The organism is Plantactinospora sp. B6F1 (genome assembly GCF_040120695.1).
Lineage (GTDB): Bacteria > Actinomycetota > Actinomycetes > Mycobacteriales > Micromonosporaceae > Plantactinospora.
In genome coordinates this window covers 1-18357 of record NZ_JBEEAC010000021.1, presented here as the reverse complement: position 1 = coordinate 18357, position 18357 = coordinate 1, and the positions used below count along the sequence as shown (strand labels likewise).

General features: G+C 73.0%; 7 protein-coding genes and 1 pseudogene. 4 read left to right on the top strand and 4 right to left on the bottom strand.

Features of this window, described 5'->3' with window-relative positions; translation table 11 throughout:
• Positions 1-208: 208 nt before the first annotated feature.
• The 3 genes from ABNF97_RS23725 to ABNF97_RS23715 are packed head-to-tail and all read left to right on the top strand — an operon-like array spanning position 209 to position 9918.
• Positions 209-799, top strand: coding sequence for a beta-sandwich domain-containing protein (locus tag ABNF97_RS23725; RefSeq protein WP_349339835.1), 591 nt, complete (start codon positions 209-211; stop codon positions 797-799).
• A gap of 3 nt (positions 800-802) precedes the next feature.
• The gene (locus ABNF97_RS23720) at positions 803-1879 is read left to right on the top strand and encodes a BtrH N-terminal domain-containing protein (protein WP_130462488.1); all 1077 of its coding nucleotides are present in this window, start codon (positions 803-805) and stop codon (positions 1877-1879) included.
• On the top strand, positions 1876-9918 hold the full coding sequence (locus ABNF97_RS23715) for a non-ribosomal peptide synthetase (protein WP_349339834.1): 8043 nt from the start codon (positions 1876-1878) through the stop codon (positions 9916-9918). Before ABNF97_RS23720 ends, ABNF97_RS23715 begins: the two co-directional genes overlap by 4 nt.
• 414 nt (positions 9919-10332) lie before the next feature.
• Here ABNF97_RS23715 and ABNF97_RS23710 read toward each other — a convergent pair.
• From ABNF97_RS23710 to ABNF97_RS23695, 4 genes and pseudogenes are all read right to left on the bottom strand, one after another.
• Positions 10333-10533: pseudogene (locus ABNF97_RS23710) on the bottom strand (MbtH family protein); the annotation flags it as partial.
• 61 nt (positions 10534-10594) lie between these two features.
• Positions 10595-10978, bottom strand: coding sequence for a VOC family protein (locus ABNF97_RS23705; RefSeq protein WP_349339833.1), 384 nt, complete (start codon positions 10976-10978; stop codon positions 10595-10597).
• A gap of 12 nt (positions 10979-10990) precedes the next feature.
• Positions 10991-15586: a non-ribosomal peptide synthetase gene (locus ABNF97_RS23700; protein WP_349339831.1), complete on the bottom strand. Its 4596-nt coding sequence runs from the start codon at positions 15584-15586 to the stop codon at positions 10991-10993.
• Positions 15587-15697: 111 nt separating this feature from the next.
• Positions 15698-16264, bottom strand: a complete 567-nt coding sequence (locus ABNF97_RS23695; RefSeq protein ID WP_130465912.1) for an LmbU family transcriptional regulator — start codon at positions 16262-16264, stop codon at positions 15698-15700.
• A gap of 485 nt (positions 16265-16749) precedes the next feature.
• Between ABNF97_RS23695 and ABNF97_RS23690 the strand changes: the two genes are divergently transcribed.
• On the top strand, positions 16750-18192 hold the full coding sequence (locus ABNF97_RS23690; protein ID WP_349339830.1) for a cytochrome P450: 1443 nt from the start codon (positions 16750-16752) through the stop codon (positions 18190-18192).
• Positions 18193-18357: the final 165 nt, after the last annotated feature.

The following is an 18357-nucleotide window of genomic DNA, read 5'->3' as shown; positions in this document are numbered from 1 at the left end:
CGGTCGTTTGTCGGCGCTAGTCTAGCGATTCCCGGCGGGCCGGAAAGACATTGTCCGGCGGCACTCACGTGCCGTCCCGCCGGCGTTGTCCCGCCGGCGGGACAACGCCGGGTGCAGGACTCTCAAGTGCTCTTGACGGGTTCGCGGAACTTGCCGAGACTCGAATCACCGTCATTTCCACGACTCTCGAAGATGAATCGGGACATCCATGGAAAACGTCATTCAGGCAGCCGGTTTCTGTGCCGTTCCCATTGATTTGACGGCCTATTTCAACAATACCGGCGCCACCACCCAGGACCGTCTCGCCGACGGCCGGCTCAACGTCTGGAGAAACTCGTTCCCCGCCGAGGAGCTGCCCGACGGGACGGAGCTGTTCCGGCGTACTCAGGTGCCGTTCAGGTTTCCGCGCACCGGACCGGGCCGTCTCGACAACGTGGTCTGCGCCGGACAGCGCATCGACCTGCCGCCCGGCCGATGGGACTGGATCTACCTGCTCGCCTGTTCGGAACGGCGGGCTGAGGACGTCGTCCACCTGCACTACCGCGACGGCGTGGCGGACCAGGAGTGGCTGCGGGTGTCCGACTTCTGGCCCGCCTCGCCGCCGCACTTCGGCGAGATCGAGGCGATCACCTGCCGTCGGATCCACTTTCCCCGGCACGTGCAGGCGGGAGTCGGACCGCGCATCTGGCAACAGCGCCTGGCCGTCTCGCGCCAGCAGGAGCTGGCATACCTGCGTCTGCCACACAACATCGCGATCCACGTCTTCGCGATGACGCTCGCCGCCAACGGATGGAACTAGCCGATGAAGGTGCTGTTGAAGGACGTCCCGTTCTGGTTCCACGACCTCGGCAACTGCCTGCACGACTGCTTCGGCACGCTGCTGCTGCGCCAGGGCTTCGACCCGGTGGAGGCGCTCGGCGCGGGATGGGAGTTCCACCACGACCCGGCGCGGGTGAGTGGCGAGGAGTACTACCACCCGGCGCCCCGGCCGACCCTGGGGGAGAACCTCTTCCCGTTCCATCCGGTGCGGGCGCGGTGGCAGGAGCCGGCGGACGCGCAGGAGGCCTGGGCCGGCATCCGGGCGTCCATCCAGGACGGCCGTCCGGTGCTCGCCGCGGTGGACAACTTCTACATGCCCATCCGGCCGGCGTTCGGTGACGTGCACGCCGCGCATCTGGTCGTGGTGTGGGGCTTCGACGACGAGGCACGGGAGGTCTACCTGCTGGAGGCCACACCGCCGCTGTTCACCGGGCCCCTCGCGCTTGACGACTTCCTGCGCGCCCGGGGCTCGGCGAACGAGGCCCGGCCCAACACCAGGGACTACTTTTTCGCCGGCCACCGGATCCGGCACCGCTGGATCGACGTCGAGTTCACCGGAACGGCGCCGAAGGCCACCGCGGCCTGGGTGGGCGGGGTCGTGGCGCACAACGTCCGTGGCTGGCTGGAGCCCGGCGACCCGCGCCGCGGTGGGCTGGCGGGCCTGCGCCACTGGCTGGCCGACGTGGCTGGGCGGGACGACCGGGCCGGCGCACTGGCGGAGCTGTACGGCGTCGGCTGGGCGGCGCAGGGAGCGGCGGCACTGCACGCGGACTTCCTGCGGGTGACGGGGAACCGGTTGCGCTGCGATGCGTTGGTGCATGCCGGGCGACAGGTCGACCGGCTGGCCCACCAGTGGACCGGGCTGCGCATCTTCGGCGCGCACAGTTCCACCACCGGCGACAACTACGCCGCGGAGCTGAGCCGCCGGACCCGCCTGCTGCTCGCCGACCACGAGGACGTGCTGGACCGGCTCACCGCCGCAATCCGCCGGCTCGACGAGCCGCCGGGCGATCCGCGCCCGTTGACCGCCGCCGGCGCGCGGCCGCTGGGCGCGTCGTGACCGGCGACAGCCGCCCGCTGATCGACGCCCTGCTACGGCGTGCGGAGCGCGAGCCGGCGAGGGTGGGATACCGCGACCTCGACACCGCCACCGGGGCGCTGCGCGATCTCACCTATGCCGACGCGGCCACCCGCGTGGCGGAGGTCGCCGCGCGGCTGCGTGAGTCCTGGGCGCCCGGTCAACGGGTGGCGCTCGCCATCCCGGGCGGCCTCGACTACCTGGTGAATTTCCTCGGCATTCTGGCGGCGGGACTGGTGGCCGTGCCGCTGCCGCCCCGGGGCGGCCGGCCGCTGCAGACGGCCGAGCTGGCCGACCACCCGATCGTGCGCGACGCCGGCGCCGTGGCCGCGTTCGGGCCGGACGGCCTGGCCGGCCTGGCCCGGCCGACCGAAGCGGGCACCGAGCCCGCCGGGTCGGAACTCGCCGTGCTGCAGTACACCTCGGGCTCGACCGGGGTCCCCAAGGGCGTCATGGTGACCCACGCGAACCTTGCGCACAACACCGCCGCCATCACCGACGGAATGACGCTCACGCCGGCGGACCGGGCCCTGGTCTGGCTGCCGCCCTACCACGACATGGGTCTGGTCGGCGGCATGCTGTCGCCCCTGTGGTCGGGCATGTCGATGACCCTGATGCCGGCCGAGGCGTTCGTCCGTCGGCCACTGGCCTGGCTGCGGCTGGTCAGCGAGGGCCGGGTGACGGTGTCCGGCGGCCCGAACTTCGCGTTCGACCTGTGCGTCGAGCGCATCCCGGCCGACGAGCGGGCCGCCCTCGACCTCTCGGCGTGGGCTGTCGCGTTCACCGGTGCGGAACCGGTCCGGGCCGGTACGCTGCGCCGGTTCGCCGAGGCGTTCGCGGTCGCCGGCTTCCGGCCCGAGGCGTTCTACCCCTGCTACGGCATGGCCGAGGCGACCCTCATCGTCAGCGGCGGCGCGCGCCTCGGCGGCCTGCGTTTCCGGGCGGACGACGCGCCCGATGTGCCGGAGCGGGTGTCCAACGGCTCGGTGCTGGGCGGCCAGACGCTCACTGTGCTCGACCCGGAGACCGGCGTCCCGGCCGACCCCGGCGAGACCGGCGAGCTGGTCCTGCGGGGTCCGAGCGTGACCGCCGGCTATTGGCGGCGGCCCGCCGAGACCGCCGCCGTGTATCGGACGGACGGGCTGCGGACCGGCGACATCGGCCGGATCGTCAACGGCGAGGTGTTCATCACCGGCAGGCTCAAGGACATCGTCGTGGTGCGAGGCCGCAACATCCACGCGGAGGACGTCGAGGAGATCCTGCGCGGCGTCGATCCGGTGCTGTGCGGGTCCGCGGCCGCTGCGTTCGCGGTCGAGCCGGCCGACGGGTCGGCGGGGGAGCAGTTGGTCGCCGCGATAGAGGCTCCGGCCCGCGGTGTGGAGCTGCCGGCCGATTTCTTCTCGCGGGCGCGGGCCGCGATCCTCGCGGCCACCGAGGCGAGCCCGGCGGCGCTGCTGCTGGTTCGCCGGGGCGGTCTCCCGCGGACTACCAGCGGCAAGGTCCGCAGGTCCGTCGCCCGGGACCGGTACCGGCGCAAGGAGCTTCCGGTACTGCACGAGGACCGGCCCGCCGGCGGAACCTTCGAGGCATCCGCCGACGCGCCCGAGGGGCTCGCCGGGATCGTGGCCGACCTGTGTGCCCGGGTCGCGGCCGTGGGCGGGGTCGCGGAGCCGCGCGGCGACGTCTCCCTGCTCGAACTCGGCCTCGACTCGCTCGCGCTCCTGCAGCTTCAGGGCGACATCGCCACCCACTGGGGTGTCGAGGTGCTGGTGGCCGACCTCATGGCCGCGCCGTCGGTTATCGCACTGGCCACGCTGATCGCCGAAGGGCAGGGCGGGGCGGCCGCGACGGGCACCGCCAGCGGCGGCGCGATGGCCGAGGCCAACGGGGACGGCATCCGCTACCTCGAGCGGTACCACGCCGGCACCACGATGCACGTGCTCGGCCGCGCGTTCCGGCTCGGCGGCGACGTGGATCCGGACGCCTTGGAGCAGACGCTGCGCCTGCTGTTCGACCGGCATCCCGCCCTGCGCGCCACGACCGCCGGAGCGGCCGGCGAGCCGCCGCCGTCACCGGTGCTGAGACGTATCGACCTGCGCGGGCGCCGGGCCGAAGCGGTCGACGCGGCGGTCCACCAGGTCACCAACGCCCCCTTCGACCCGGCCGCCGCAGGGCTGTTGCGTGCCGCGCTCGTCGAGACCGACGCCGGCCGGATTCTCGCCGTCGCGGTGCACCACGCGGCGGTGGACCTCTGGTCGGCCGCGCTGCTGCTCGCCGAGTTCGCCGAGATCTACCGCGCGCTGCGCTCCGGTGCCGAGCCGGTGCTGCCCGAGCCGGGCCGGCTGCCCGGTCCGGGCGACGTCGAGGCGTGGGAGCGGCTGCGCGAATGGTGGGCCGCTGCCTTCCACGGCTACGAGGCCGGGCACGCCACCCTCCCGGCGGACTACCCGGCGAGCGGAATGTCGGCCGAGCACGTCGGCGTCGTCCGACGTACGGCCGGCGACCTGCCGGGCGACGCGCTCGCCGCCGCGGCCACGAGGCTGGGCACCACCGCGTACACCGTGCTGGTCGCCGCGCTGGCCGCGCAGCTGGCGCGCTATGCCGGCGGCGGTGACGTCGTGCTCGGCACGCCGGTCGCGGGCCGGGGGACACCGGCCCTGCGCGGCGTGGTCGGCTTCCTGGCGAACTCCGTGCCGTTGCGCCTCGACGGGGCGGCGGGCAGCCTCGCCGAGCTGGTGCGCCGTGCGCACCGGGCGGTGACCGCCGCCCTCGACCACCAGGCGCTGCCGTTCGCCGAGATCGTGGAGGCTGCGGGCGCCTCCCGCCGGGACGGGCGGAACCCGCTTTTCGACGTGCTGTTCGTCTACCACCGCCCGCCCGCCTTCGCCCCGGCGGGCACCGTGGGCCTCGCCCTCGGCCTGCCCGGCGTGCTGCTCGACCTGGGCGGTTTGCGGGCCGAGACGCTGCCGTTGCCGTCGACGGGCAGCGCGGTCGAACTCACAGTGGAGGTCGGGGAAACCGAGGCGGGCACCGTCGTGGCGCTGCGGTACGACGCCGACCGGTTCGACGAGGCGACGGCCGCGGCGATGCTCGACGAGTACGTCGCCACGCTCCGGAGCGCCTTGGCCGACCCGTCTGCGCCGGTGACCGTAGCGCGCGCCGGCACCGAGCCGCTGCCGGCCGCCGGGCCCTTCCGTGACGTGCTGGACCGCATCCGGGAGCACTCCCGATCGGACGCGGTCGCCGTGCGGCAGGGACCGTCGGCGCTCACCTACCGTGGGCTCTGGCGGCAGGCCACCGGTCTTGCCGCCCGCCTTGCCGCGCGCGGGGTGGGTCCCGAGGTCTGCGTCGGCGTGGCCGTGCCGCGCACGCCGCAGCTGCTCGTCGCGCTGCTCGGCATCCTGCGGGCCGGTGGCGCGTACTGCCCCGTCGACCTCACGCTGCCGCCCGCCCGGCTGGACGCGATCCGGCGTGACGCGCGCCTCGCACTCGCCCTCGCCACCCGGGCCACCGTGGGCCAGGTGCCGGCCGGCTGGCCCGTGCTGCTGCTCGACGACGGCGACGCCGCGGGCGGCGGGTCCCCGGCCGGGTCGGCCCCGCACCCCGAGCAACTGGCCCACGTGCTGTTCACCTCCGGGTCGACGGGCCGGCCAAAGAGCGTCGCGATGACCCGGCGCAACCTCGCCGCGTTCATCGGCTGGGGTGTGCGGGCATACCCGGCCGGCCAGCTCGCCGGCGTCCTGGCCGGCACCCCGCTCACGTTCGACCTCTCCGTATTCGAGCTCCTCGTTACGGTGGCGGCGGGCGGCACCGTGATCATCGCGGAGGATGCCCTGCAACTATCGCGCCTGCCCGAGCGGGAACACGTGACCCTGCTCAACACGGTGCCCTCCATCGCCGCCCAGCTGGTCGCCGACGGCCTGCCGGCGGGCGTCGGCGCGGTGAACCTGGCGGGCGAGCCGCTGCCCGCCGCCCTGGTCCGCGACCTGGCACACGCCGATGTCGGCCGGATCGTCAACCTGTACGGCCCGACCGAGGCCACCACCTACGCCACCGTCGCCGAACAGGACCCGGCCGATCGCCGGCTGGTCACCATCGGCACCGGTCTGCCCGCGGTCGGCGCCCGGGTGCGGGCGGCCGGCGGCCGGGCGGCCGGCACGGGCGAGCCCGGCGAGCTGTATCTCGGCGGCGCCCAGGTGGCTCGTGGCTACCTGGCCGACGCCGCTGCGACCGCCGACCGGTTCGGCCCCGACCCGGCCGGCGCGCCGGGCACCCGCGCCTATCGCACCGGCGACCTGGTCCGCCGGCGGCACGACGGTCACCTGATCTATCTCGGCCGCGGTGACCGGCAGGTCAAGGTGCGCGGGGTGCGGATCGAGCTCGACGAGATCGAGGCGGTTCTCGGCGCCCATCCCAGCGTGCGCGAGGCCGCCGTCGTCGTGCACCGGGCCGGCGAGCCGGATGCCGCGCTGGCCGCGTACGTCGTCGGCGACGCCGACGCCGCCGTACTGCGCGCCCACGTGGCCGCTGCGCTGCCGGCGGCCATGGTGCCGGTTCGGTGGCTGGCGCTGGACGCGCTGCCCCGCAACGCCCGCGGCAAGCTCGACCGGGAAGCGCTGGCCCGGGTTCCGGTGCCGGCGGAGCACGTTCCGGCGCGGCGGACCCCCCGCACGCCGACCGAGCGGACCGTCGCCGAGATCTGGGCCAACCTGCTCGGCGTCACCGACCCGGACCCGGACGCGGACTTCTTCATGACGGGTGGGCACTCCCTGCTCGCGATGCGGCTGCTGACCGCCGTCGAGGAACGGACGGCGGTGCGCCTTCCGCTGGGCCGGTTGCTGGACCAACCGACCATCGCCGGGCTGGCCGCGCGACTGGACGAGGCGGGCGCGTCGCCGGTCGCCCCCGCACCGGCCACGGACGACGCCTTCTACCCGCTGTCGCCGACCCAGGAGCGGCTGTGCCTGTTGCAGGCGCTGGCTCCCGACAGCCCGGCCTACCACATCGCCGGGCAGGTGCGCCTGCGCGGGCCGCTCGACCCCGGTCGGCTGGAGCGGGCGCTGCGGGCGGTCGTCGACCGGCACGACGGCCTGCGGGTGCGGTTGGAGACCCGGGAGGGGAACCTCAGGCAGCGGGTCGGTCCGGCGGCGCCGGTGCACCTTCCCGTCGAGGAGGCGAACGAGGCGGATATCCCCCGGCTGGCGGCGGAGGCGGCGACCGCCCCGTTCGACCTGACGGCCGCGTCGCCGTGGCGGGCACGGCTGCTGCGCGCGCCCACCGGCGACCACCACCTGATCTTCGTGGCGCACCATGCGATCTGCGACGGCTGGTCGCTCGATCTGCTCGCCCGCGACCTGGGCCGGGCGTACGCCACGGACCGTCCGCTGCCGCCGGCCGGCTCGAGCGTCGCCATCGCGGCGGGGCAGCACGCCGAATCGACCGCGCGCGGCAAAGCCGGGGCTGAGCTGGACTGGTGGCGGGACCGGCTGGCCGGTCTGCCCGAGCTTGCGCTGCCCACCGACCGCCCCCGGCCGGCGGTCGCGTCCCGTCGCGCCGCAACCGTGCGCCGTACCCTGGCGGGTGAAGCGCTCGCCGGGCTCGACGCATTGTGCACCGAGACCGGCGCGACCCGTTCCATGGCGGTGACCGTGCTGGTGAGCGCGGTGCTCGGCCGGCGCGCCGGCCAGCACCGTTTCGGCCTCGGCGTCGCCGTGGCCGGCCGCGGGGCGAGCGGCACCGCCGAGGTGTTCGGCGCCCTGGTGAACACCGTCGTCTTCCGGGCCGATCTGACCGGCATGCCGTCGCTGCGCGCCATGCTCACCCGCACCAGGGCCGAGCTGTTCGAGGCGATCGCGCACGATGACGTCCCGTTCGCCGAGGTCGTCCAGGCCACCGGGGCCGGTCACCCGGCCCTGGCCAACCCGCTGTTCCAGGTGATGCTCGGCGAGCAGCCGGCCACCGCCGAGTTCTGGCTGGACGGCGTGCGCGCCGAGGTCACGCCGATACCGACCGGTGTCGCGAAGTTCGATCTCAGCGTGCTGATCGGCGCTGCGGCCCGGCCCGGCCCGCTGGAGGTCGCCTTCGAATACGACGCGGACCTCTTCGATGCGTCCACCATGGACCGCCTCGCCGACCAGCTGCTCCGGCTCTGCGCCGCCGGGGTCGCCGCCCCGGACGTTCCGCTGGAGCGCCTCGACCTGATGGACGCGGCCGACCGCGCGCTGCTGGCCGGCTGGTGCGACGGCGGTGAGGTGCCCGATCTCGGCTCGCCCTGGCTGCACGGGGCGATTCTGACGGGGGCGTCCCGCTACCCCGATCGGATCGCGGTCGCGGCGCCCGAGGAATCGCTCAGCTACGGGGCGCTGGAGCGCCGGGTGCGCCGGTTGGCGGCCGGGCTGCGCAGCCTCGGGGTGGGCGTCGAGGACCGCGTGGCCATCTGCCACCGGCGCACCGTCGACCTGCCGGTCGCCATGCTCGGCGTTCTCGCCGCCGGGGCCGCCTACCTGCCGCTTCGCGACAGCGACCCGGCTGAACGCCGCGCCGAGATGCTCGCCGACGCCGGCGCCCGGCTGCTGCTCACCGACGCCGACACGGCGACCTGGCTCGACGCCTACGACGTGCCGGTGGTGACGATCGACGACGCGGTGGCCGCGGCGGGCCGCACCTGTCTGGCGCTCGACGATCCCGCCCTGCTCAGCGTCGACCAGCTGGCGTACGTGCTGTACACGTCGGGCTCCACCGGCCGGCCGAAGGGCGTCGGGGTGACCCACCGCGGGGCGCTCGCCAGGATCGCGTGGGGCCGGCAGGCGTTCGGCGCGGACGAGATGGCCGGCGTCCTCGGCGCAACCTCGCTCGTCTTCGACCTGTCGTTGTTCGAGCTGTTCGCCCCGCTGACGGCCGGTGGCACCGTGGTTCTGGCCGAGTCGGTGCTCGAGCTGCCCACGTTGCCGGACCGGGACAGGGTGACTCTGGTGACGACGGTGCCGTCCGCGATGGCCGCACTGCTCGACATCGACGGGTGGCCCGGCGGGGTACGCAGCGTGGCCCTCGGCGGCGAGCCGCTCTCCGCGCCGCTGGCCCGGCGCGTCTGGACCCGCGGGCCGGGACGGGTCATCAACCTGTACGGCACGACCGAGGACAGCTTCTGCTCGACCTGGACGGAGCTCGACCGCGAGGTGTCCGTGGTGACCGCCGGCTATCCGCTGCCCGGCTCACGCATCGTGGTGCTCGCCCGTGACCTCGTACCCGTGCCGCCGGACGTCGTCGGCGAGATCGTGTCCCCCGGCGTCGGAGTGTCCCGGGGATACCTGGGCCGGCCCGGCCTCACCGCCTCGGTCTTCGTCCCCGACCCGGCGGGCCGGCCGGGAGAACGCCAGTACCGCACCGGGGACCGGGGCCGGTGGACGCCGTACGGGCTGGACGTGCTGGGGCGGCTGGACCAGCAGGTCAAGATCCGTGGACATCGGGTGGAGCCGGGCGAGATCGAGTCCGCCCTGCTGGCCGTGCCCGGGATCGCCGAGGCGGTCGTCCATCTGACCGGGCACGGCGACGCACCCGACCGGCGGCTCGTGGCGTACCTGCGATGGCGGCCCGGGGAGGCCGACCCGGACACCGGCGCCCTCCGCGCGGCCCTGCGCCGCCGGCTGCCGGAATACATGGTGCCGGCCGCGTTCGTCACGCTGGATGCGTTCCCACGGACGGCGAGCGGCAAGGTGGACCGCGTCGGGCTCGCAGCGGTGCCGGTGCCCGAGGTGATCCCGGATGCCGGCGAGCCACCGCACGGTGCGACGGAGACAGCGGTGGCCCAGGTGTGGCAGGACCTGATCGGCGTGCATCCGATCGCCCGCCACGACCGGTTCTTCGAGCTCGGCGGCGACTCGCTGCTCGCGGCGAGAATGACCAGAAGGCTCAGCGAGCGGTACGGCGTCGACCTCTCGCTGCGCCTCATCTTCGACGACGACCGGCTGCTGTCGTTCGCGGCCGCGGTGCGTCGCGCCACTGCCGGTTCACCGTCCGCCTGACCGGCATGCACGAAGCGGCGCCCCGGCCGATGCGGCCGGGGCGCCGTCGCGCGTCGCGGATCAGGCAGCCTGCAGACTTCCCCGCCCGGCGAGCGTACCGACGTCGACCAGCGCCCGGCAGGTGGCCGCCCGGAAATCGAGCGTCAGCGTGCCGACGAGGGTGACGGTGCCGGTGCCGGCCGCGAAGTCCGCCGCGGACGCGTCGGTCTCCGGAGTGAGCCGCACGCCCAGCTCGGTGCCGCCGTTCGTGCCGGAGAACCGCAGGTGTACGTATCGGGCGTCGATCGCGTCGCGCAGGCGGGCCGGGTCGGCCCGCGGCCGGAGCACCACCTCCACCGGGTGCTCGCCCGCGGAGAGCCGGTCGAGCAGGTCCGGCCCGTCGTCGGCGGGCTCCCCGGCGGGCAGCGCCGGCGCCGCGGCCATGGCCCGGCGCAGGCTCAGCGGCCGCATGTCGGTCCAAACCTGCTCGATGTGGGCCAGGCAGGCGTCCTTGCCGCCGGCGAACCCGACCTGATGCCAGCCGTCCGGCAGCGGGCGCTGCTCGGGCCAGATCGAGTGCTGCTCCTCGTCGTTGCGCACGACCTGGTAGGACTCGTGCTCCACCTGCTCGTCCATCGCTTCCTCCTCGGATGCCGCTGTGCATACGCGCGGCGGACGGACCGGCAGCCGGTGACGATCAGTCGCGCACGCAGAACTCGTTGCCTTCCGGATCGGCCAGCAACGTCCAGACGTCGAACTCGCTGATCACCGACGCGCCAAGGCCGACCAGGCGGGCCACCTCGGCCGCCCGGTCGTCGGCCCGCAGGTCGACGTGAACCCGGTTCTTCGTGGTCTTCTTCTCCGGAACGAGCTGGAACCAGAAGCGCGGGCGCACTCCCGGGTCCGACTCCACCAGCACGCTCGGATCGTCCTCGGGGTCGTCGATGCCGTTCTCCCGCAGTCGCTTCAGCTCGGCCTCGTCGTACGGGGCCACCCGGTACCCGTTCAGGGCGGCGGCCCAGAAGCGGGCCTGCGCGGCAGGGTGTTCGCAGTCGACGACGACATCGTGCAGTTCTGCCATGCGGCGAGTCTTTCATGTGGACAGCTCCGGCACGACGGCTCGCGCGGCGCCGTGCAGCTCCGCGATACCGGTACGCGGATCGCGGGCGAGCGCGCTGAGCACCGTGCCGTACCGGTCGGCCAGCTCCACCGCGGTGGCGGCCGGGTAGGCGTCCGTCGCATGGCTCACCGTGCCGTGCAAACCGTCCGGCCGCCGCTCCATGGCGAGCGTTAGGTCGAAGTCCGCATACGCCGTGTCCAGCTCTACCGGTGTCAGGTCGATGCCGGGCGCGGGCCGCAACCGGGTCGCCTCGGTCAGCAGATCGAAGGTGATCCCGAACGGGAGGCGGGCGCCGTCCGGGTCGAGGGCAAGGCACAACGCCTCGGCCGGGACCTCCTGGTGGGCGTACGCCTCGACCACTCGCTCGCGTACCTGGTCGAGCACGTCGCGAAGGCTGACGAGCCCGGTCAGCCGGATCCGCAGCGGCATGGTGCTGACGAAGTTGCCGACGAGTCCCGCCGTGCCGGGCCGGACCCGGTTGGCGAGGGGCACGCCGACCACCACGTCCTGCTCACCGGTCATCGCCGAGAGGGTCACGACGAAGGCGGTGAACGTGAGCACGAACATCGACGCGCCGGTCTCGCGCTGCACGCCGTCCAGCGCGGCGGTCACCTTCTCGTCGACGGCGAACCGGTGTGTCGCGCCGGGCCGGGGGGCGGCGGCCGGCGTCGCGGTTTCGCGCCCGGGCAGCGCCAGGGGAGCGGGCGCACCGGCCAGAACGCCGGTCCAGTACGCCAGGGACTCGGCGTTCGCCGTCTCGTCCGCCTGCCCGTAAGCGCAATGCCGGTACTGGATCGGTAGCGCGGCAGGTGGCTCGTCCACCGCGACCGCGTCGGCGAAGGACAGCAGCTCGTGCGCGAGCACGGCACGGGACCAGCCGTCCCACAGCAGCGGGTGCACGGTGACCACGATCAGCTGGTCGTAGGGGGCCAGGCGGAGCAGCCGCAGCCGCACCAGTGGGCCGTGCCGCAGATCGAAGATGTGTGCGACCTCCGCCGCGAATGCCTCGGCGACGGCGCTCCAGCCGGCGTCCGACAGATCCACCTCGGCGACGTCGGGGGGAAGGTCGGCGTGCACCACGCCGACCGGCTCCGGTCCGTCGGTGTCGAACGTGGTGCGCAGCGTCTCGTGCCGGGCCACCACCTGGCGTACGGCCCCGGTCACCGCCTCGGGATCGACGAAGCCGCGCAGCCGGGCAGCCATCGGCTTGTTGTAGCGCCCCGCCGTGCGCCACCACCACCGCTGCTGTGCGGTGAGCGGAACCCGTTCGCCGTCGGCCAGGTCCCGCGCCGGCGCCGTAGGGTCCGCCGGCACCAGATCGGCGAGGTGGCCGGCGAGCGCGGCCACGGTCGGGGTCGCGAACAGCGTACGCAACGGGATCTCCACGCCGAGCGTCTCGACGATGCGCGACTGCAGGTGCGCGAGCTGCAGCGAGTTGCCGCCGAGCTGGAAGAAGCTCTCGTTCACGTCGATGTCCCGAGTGCCCAGGACGACCCCGAAGACTTGCTCCAGCAGGGTGCGTTCCAGGTCGGTGCGCGGCGGCGTGTGCGGCCGGTCGGCCGGTGCGGCCAGCTTGTCCGGGTCGGGCAGGGCCGCCCGGTCCACCTTGCCGCTGGGCATCAGCGGCAGCTCGTCGACCGGCACGATGAGCCTGGGTTCCATGTAGCTGGGCAGGCGCCGGCGTAGCCAGTCGCGCAGCTCGTCCGGCCCTGCCGGCTCGCCGGCTTCCGGCTGGGCGTACGCCACCAGGTGCTTGGACTCGGCCGGCGTCTCGCGGACCACGACCACGGCCCGGGACACCGCGGGGTGCTGCTCAAGCACGGCCTCGATCTCGCCGACCTCGATGCGCAGGCCGCGGATCTTCACCTGTCGGTCGGCCCGGCCGACGAACTCGAGGATCCCGTCCGCCCGGTGCCGCGCCAGGTCGCCGGTGCGATACAGGCGTGCGCCGGGCGTGCCGCCGTAACCGTCCGGGACGAAGCGGTCGGCGGTCAGGCCGGGCCGGTTCAGGTAACCGCGGGCCAGACCCGTTCCGCCGATGTACAGCTCGCCCGGCACGCCGACCGGCACCGGACGCAGCCCCTGGTCGAGCAGGTGAACCTGATGGTTCGGCATGGGACGACCGATCGGCGGCATCCGCTCGTACGGCTGGTCGAGCTCCATCAGCGTCATCATCACGGTCGCCTCGGTCGGCCCGTACCCGTTGATGAGCCGCCGTCCCGGTTGCTGCCATCGGGTGGCCAGCGGGCCGCCGAAGGCCTCGCAGCCGATGAACTGGATGCGTAGCGACGGCATCGCGGCCGGGTCGAGCATGTGCAGGACGGCCGGTGGAATGTCGGCGACGGTGACCTGCTCGCGCCGGGTCAGCCCGGTGAGCGCCGCCGGATCGAGCACCGTCTCGCCGTCTGGGACGACCAGCCGGGCGCCGGAACAGAGTGCGCCGAAGATCTCCAGCACGGACACGTCGAAGCACACCGTGGCGAACTGCAGCACGGCATCGCCGTCGACCGTGCCGATCTCGTCCAGCGTCGAACGGATCATGTTCGCCACCGCGCGATGCGAGATCATCACGCCCTTCGGGCGCCCGGTCGAGCCCGAGGTGTAGATGACGTAGGCGAGGTTGTCCAGCCCGGCCGGACCGCCGGCGGGCGCGACCGGCACGGCCGGCAGCGGCTGCTCGGGCACCTCGTCCAGCAGGATCGCCGGCGGGCCCGACCGGGGCAGGAGGCCGGCGTTCCCGGTGGTGCTCACCACCAGCGGCACGGCGGCGTCCCGCAGCATGTACTCGATGCGCTCGGCGGGATGGGCGGGATCCAGCGGCAGGTACGCCGCTCCGGCCTTGAGGATGCCGAGGATGCCGAGCGGCAGCAGCACCGACCGCTGCACGCAGAGCCCGATCAGCACGTCCGGGCCGGCACCGGCCCGGTGCAGCCGCGCGGCCAGCCGCTCCGCGCGCGCGTTCAGCTCCCGGTAGGTCAGCTGGCCGTCCGGGGCGGTCACCGCGATCGCGTCGGGCCGGGTGGCCGCCCATCGCTCGATGGTGCGGTGCAACGGCTCCAGGTCGTGGTCGGCGGCGGTGTCGTTCCACTGCCGGGTCAACAGGTCCAGCTGCGCCTCGTCCAACAGAGGCAGGTCGGCGATCGCCGTGTCCGGCGCCGCCGCGATACCGGCCAGGAGCGTGCCGAGGTGCGCGGACATCCGGTCGCAGGTCTGCGGGTCGAACAGGTCGGCGTCGAACTGGATGCGCCCGACCAGCTCGCCCTCGAATTCCCGCAGGTCGACCGTGATGTCGAACTTCGCCACGCCGTTGTCCAGCTCGATCGGGCTGAGCCGGAAGGAGCCGAACGTCAGGTCGGCCGGCGGGCTGTTCTGCAGCGCGACCATCACCTGGAACAGCGGGTTGCGGCTGCTGTCCCGGTCGGGCTGCAGCTCCTCCACGAGGCGCTCGAAGGGCAACTCCTGATGGTGGTACGCGCCCAGCGCCACCTGCCGGACCCGGCCCAGCAGCCGGCGGAACGTGGGGTTGCCGTCCAGGTCGCAGCGCAGCACCAGGGTATTGACGAAGCAGCCGATCAGGCGTTCGGTCTGAGACTGGGTGCGATTGGCCACCGGCGAGCCGACGACGATGTCGGTCTGCCCGCTGTAGCGGGCCAGCAACACGTCCACCGCGGCGAGCACGACCATGAACAGCGTCGCGTCCGCCTCGCGGGCGAGCGCCTTCAGCCGCCCGGTGACGCCGGCCGGCACCCGTACCGTCCGGGTGTCGGAGATCAGGCGCTGAACGGCCGGCCGGGGACGGTCGGTGGGCAGGTCCAGCGCGCGAGGCGCGTCCTCGAGCCGATCGCGCCAGTAGCCGAGCAGCCGGTCGAGGTGCTCACCCGTCAGCCGTTGCCGTTGCCACACCGCATAATCGGCGTACTGGATGGGCAACGCGGGAAGATCCGGACTCCGGCCGTCGGCCAGCGCCCGGTACACCGCGGCGATCTCCCGGATCAGGACGTCGTCCGACCAGCCGTCGGAGATGGTGTGGTGCATCAGGTGCAGCAGAATGTGCTCGTCGTCCGCCACCCGAAAGAGCCGGGTGCGAAACAGCGGGCCGGTGGCCAGGTCGAAGGACTCGCCGCGCTGGGCGCGGGCCAGCCGCAGCGCCTCGGCGGCCGGGTCGGGCACCGCGCGCAGGTCGACCGCGTCCACGACGATCGGCACGTTGGGCAGCACGACCTGCACCGGTTCGCCGTCGACCAGCTCGATCCGGCTGCGCATCACCTCGTGACGGGCGGCGACGGCGGCCAGGCTCCGCTCGAAGAGCGTCACGTCGAGCGGCCCGCGGAGCCGGGCGACCAGCGGGATCGTGTTGTACGCATGACCGGCGCCGAGCAACCGGTCCAGGATCCAGAGCCGCTCCTGAGAGAAGGACAGCGGGGCGGGCCCGGTGCCGCGGCGGCGGGGCACCACCACCTCCGTCGCGGAGCGGCCCTGCGTCCAGCGCCGAAGCAGCGCGGCTCGGGCCGGGCTCAAGCCGGCACGCATCTGCGGTACGCCGGCCGTGTCGTCGATCGTGTCGGGCAAAGCACACCTCCGGGCCTGATCTTTGGGCGGGCGCGCTCCTGTCTCGCTGGCGAGACATGGCTGGCGACACATGGATTGCCGTCGTGGCGCACCGGCCGCCCGGCGCCAAGTTCACGCGCTTGCGGGCTCCTCGCCGGCGTCGGAATCGTCGGCGGCGAGCGTCTGGGTGGCGGCCGTGTCCAGGGCGTCGAGGATCCACGCCTCGAATTCGATGCGGGACTGGTCGGCCGCTGCCCGCCAGCGCCGGAACCGCTCGCCCGGAACGTACAGTCGCGGCAGCACCGCGTTGCTCGGCGTCGACGGCAGCTCGCCGGCGCGGCTCACCCGGATCTGCCGGCGCAGCTGGTTGCGCGACCAGCCGTGCTCCTCCGCCTGGTCCAGCCACTGGTCCTGCTCGGGCTGGGGCAGCGAGGCCGCCTCCGCGTGGTGCTGGAAGCTGAGCGACGGACGCCTGCGCTCGATGCTGAACCGCCGGGCCACCCACGCGTAGTTCCGCAGCGTCTGGTAGTCGAGGTTGGCGAGCTGAATGACGTGCAGGTAGCGGTCGGCATACCGGTTCTTGCCGTAGACCAGCCAGTCGCCGAGGCACCACGCGGACGAGTCGACGATCCGGGACAGCTGCTGTCCGGCGGCTTTCCAGCCGTCAAATGTCGTGTCCGACGGAATCTCGAGGCCCACCCGAGTCACGAGTATCTGTCGCCGATGCAGCTGTGGAATGGCCTTTGCCTCGGGCGCGGTGTCGTCGGCTCTCATTCTGGCTGAGCCATTGAGGCGGGCTGCGTTTGTCAACTTCACGTTGGACACGGAGACCCCCGGTGATGACGTTGGTGTTTCTGCATTGGGGTTAATCGATCCCCTAGAGAGATCGACTTCACTCGAAGAATAGCAGCATCCAAACGGCGCGTCAACCGGCCGTATGCGGTCTGTGATAGCGCGCTCACATATCTGAGATTCGCCAATGAGTAAAGTTAATCGTTGCAGTCGCCGCGCCGCGCACGCGAGGACTCGACAGGCGCATGCCGGCGCGTCACCATGGAACTACGCAGGCCCGACCCGGTCGCTTTCCATAGTGGGGTCACCGACCGCGTGTGCCGTTATGAGGGATGCCGATCGCCGACCCGTGACAGAATTCGTTGTTTCAACCGGTGGAGTGGACGTGAAGAATGGCCGTAGTGCAGATTCCAGGCCCGCACCCCATGATGTTGCCGCGCCAGCAATGGTCGTTCCTGCGCCGTCCCCTGCGGTCTCTCGAACGGGCACACCGCGATTATGGCGACCTCGTGGCGCTGCCGCTCAACGGCCGCCGGGTGATCGCGGTGTTCGGCCCGGACGAGGTCGAGGCGGTCCACAGGGCCCTCGGCGGAGGGGTCGAGATTACCGGCGCCGCCGGCGTCGAAATGCAACCGCGCGACGACATCCAGGGCCGCGGGCCGCTCAACTCGACGGGGGAGGAGCATGCGCGGTACCGTCGCATCTGTCACCGCGCCCTCGGCCAGCACTCCCTTGCCTCCTATGTCACGATCGCGATCGACGAGACCCAGCGGCTGGTCGACACCTGGCGGCCCGGCACCCGGCTCGACCTGCTGCCGGAGATCACGGCGCTCACCCGCCGCATCTTCAAGACGTACATGTTCGGTGTGGACATCGCGGCCGCCGCACCGGAGGTCGACGCTGCGGTCGACACCTACATCGACGTCCTGGAGTCGACTCCCCAGCGCATCGCCACCACCTACCTGCCGTTTCCGGTGCCGGGGCTCGCGCGGCGTGCCGAGCTGCAGGCCGGCCGAGCGGCGATCGACGCCCGGATCACCGCGATCGCGACCGGCCGGGTCCAGCCGACTCGCTACTCGCTGGCTCAGGCGGTGCTGGCGGAGGTCGAGAATGCGGGCCTGTCCCCGGAGCCTGCGCTGGTCCGCGACTTCGTGCTGCAACTGCACTTCGCGGGCCTGACCTCGCTGGCGTCGGCGATGGTGTGGGCGCTGCTGCTGCTCTCGCTCAATCCCGGGCCGGCCCGCGAACTGGTCGACGAGCTAAACGCAACGCTCGACGGCCGGATACCTCGCCCCGAGGACGCCCGCCGCCTGCCGTACCTGGAGGCGGTGCTCAACGAGGCGATGCGGCTGTATCCGGCGGCGGCCTGGGAGTTCAAGGGGACCATCAGCCCGCTCGAGGTCGGTGGTCATCTACTGCCGGTCGGCGCGCCTCTGCTCCTGGTGCCCTGGGTGACGCAGCGCAGCGTCCGGTCGTTCGAGGACCCGCTCGAGTTCCGCCCGCGGCGCTTCCTCGGCGGGTCGGCCTACCGGCCCGGCGCCTTCCAGCCCTGGGGCACCGGCGAGCGGTCCTGCATCGGCAAGTCGCTGGCACGGCACGCGTTCCGGTCCGTGGTCGGCGGCATAGTCCAGCGCTTCCGGCTCGACCTCGTCGCCGGCCAGCGCATCGAGCCGAATCCCGGGCTGCTCGGCAACCGTCTGTTGCCGTCTCCTGGAGTCGAGGTCACGGTCGCCGTCCAAAACGGGGAAACCTGGCGCTCGGTCGCACCGACCTCGGGGTCGGTCGCTGCGAATGCTGCGGGGGCTCGTCGAGCCGATCGAGGGAAAGGGAGCTGATCGAGGCCGCCGGGTGGCTAGCGGGCCGGGTGGTCTCCTAGTACTCCAACGTCACTTGGCTTCGGCCATGGGCGTGGCGTGGGCATGAGGACGGCCACCGCGTTGATCATCGATGGTTTGTGAGGACAACCGAAGATCGTGCGGTGGCCGTGTGCCACAGCGTAG

Bases quoted from the DNA above. Each gene is read 5' to 3' on its own strand.
- ABNF97_RS23720 (WP_130462488.1), top strand. From the start codon at position 803: ATGAAGGTGCTGTTGAAGGACGTCCCGTTCTGGTTCCACGACCTCGGC.
- ABNF97_RS23725 (WP_349339835.1), top strand. From the start codon at position 209: ATGGAAAACGTCATTCAGGCAGCCGGTTTCTGTGCCGTTCCCATTGAT.
- ABNF97_RS23690 (WP_349339830.1), top strand. From the start codon at position 16,750: ATGGCCGTAGTGCAGATTCCAGGCCCGCACCCCATGATGTTGCCGCGC.
- ABNF97_RS23705 (WP_349339833.1), bottom strand. From the start codon at position 10,978: ATGGCAGAACTGCACGATGTCGTCGTCGACTGCGAACACCCTGCCGCG.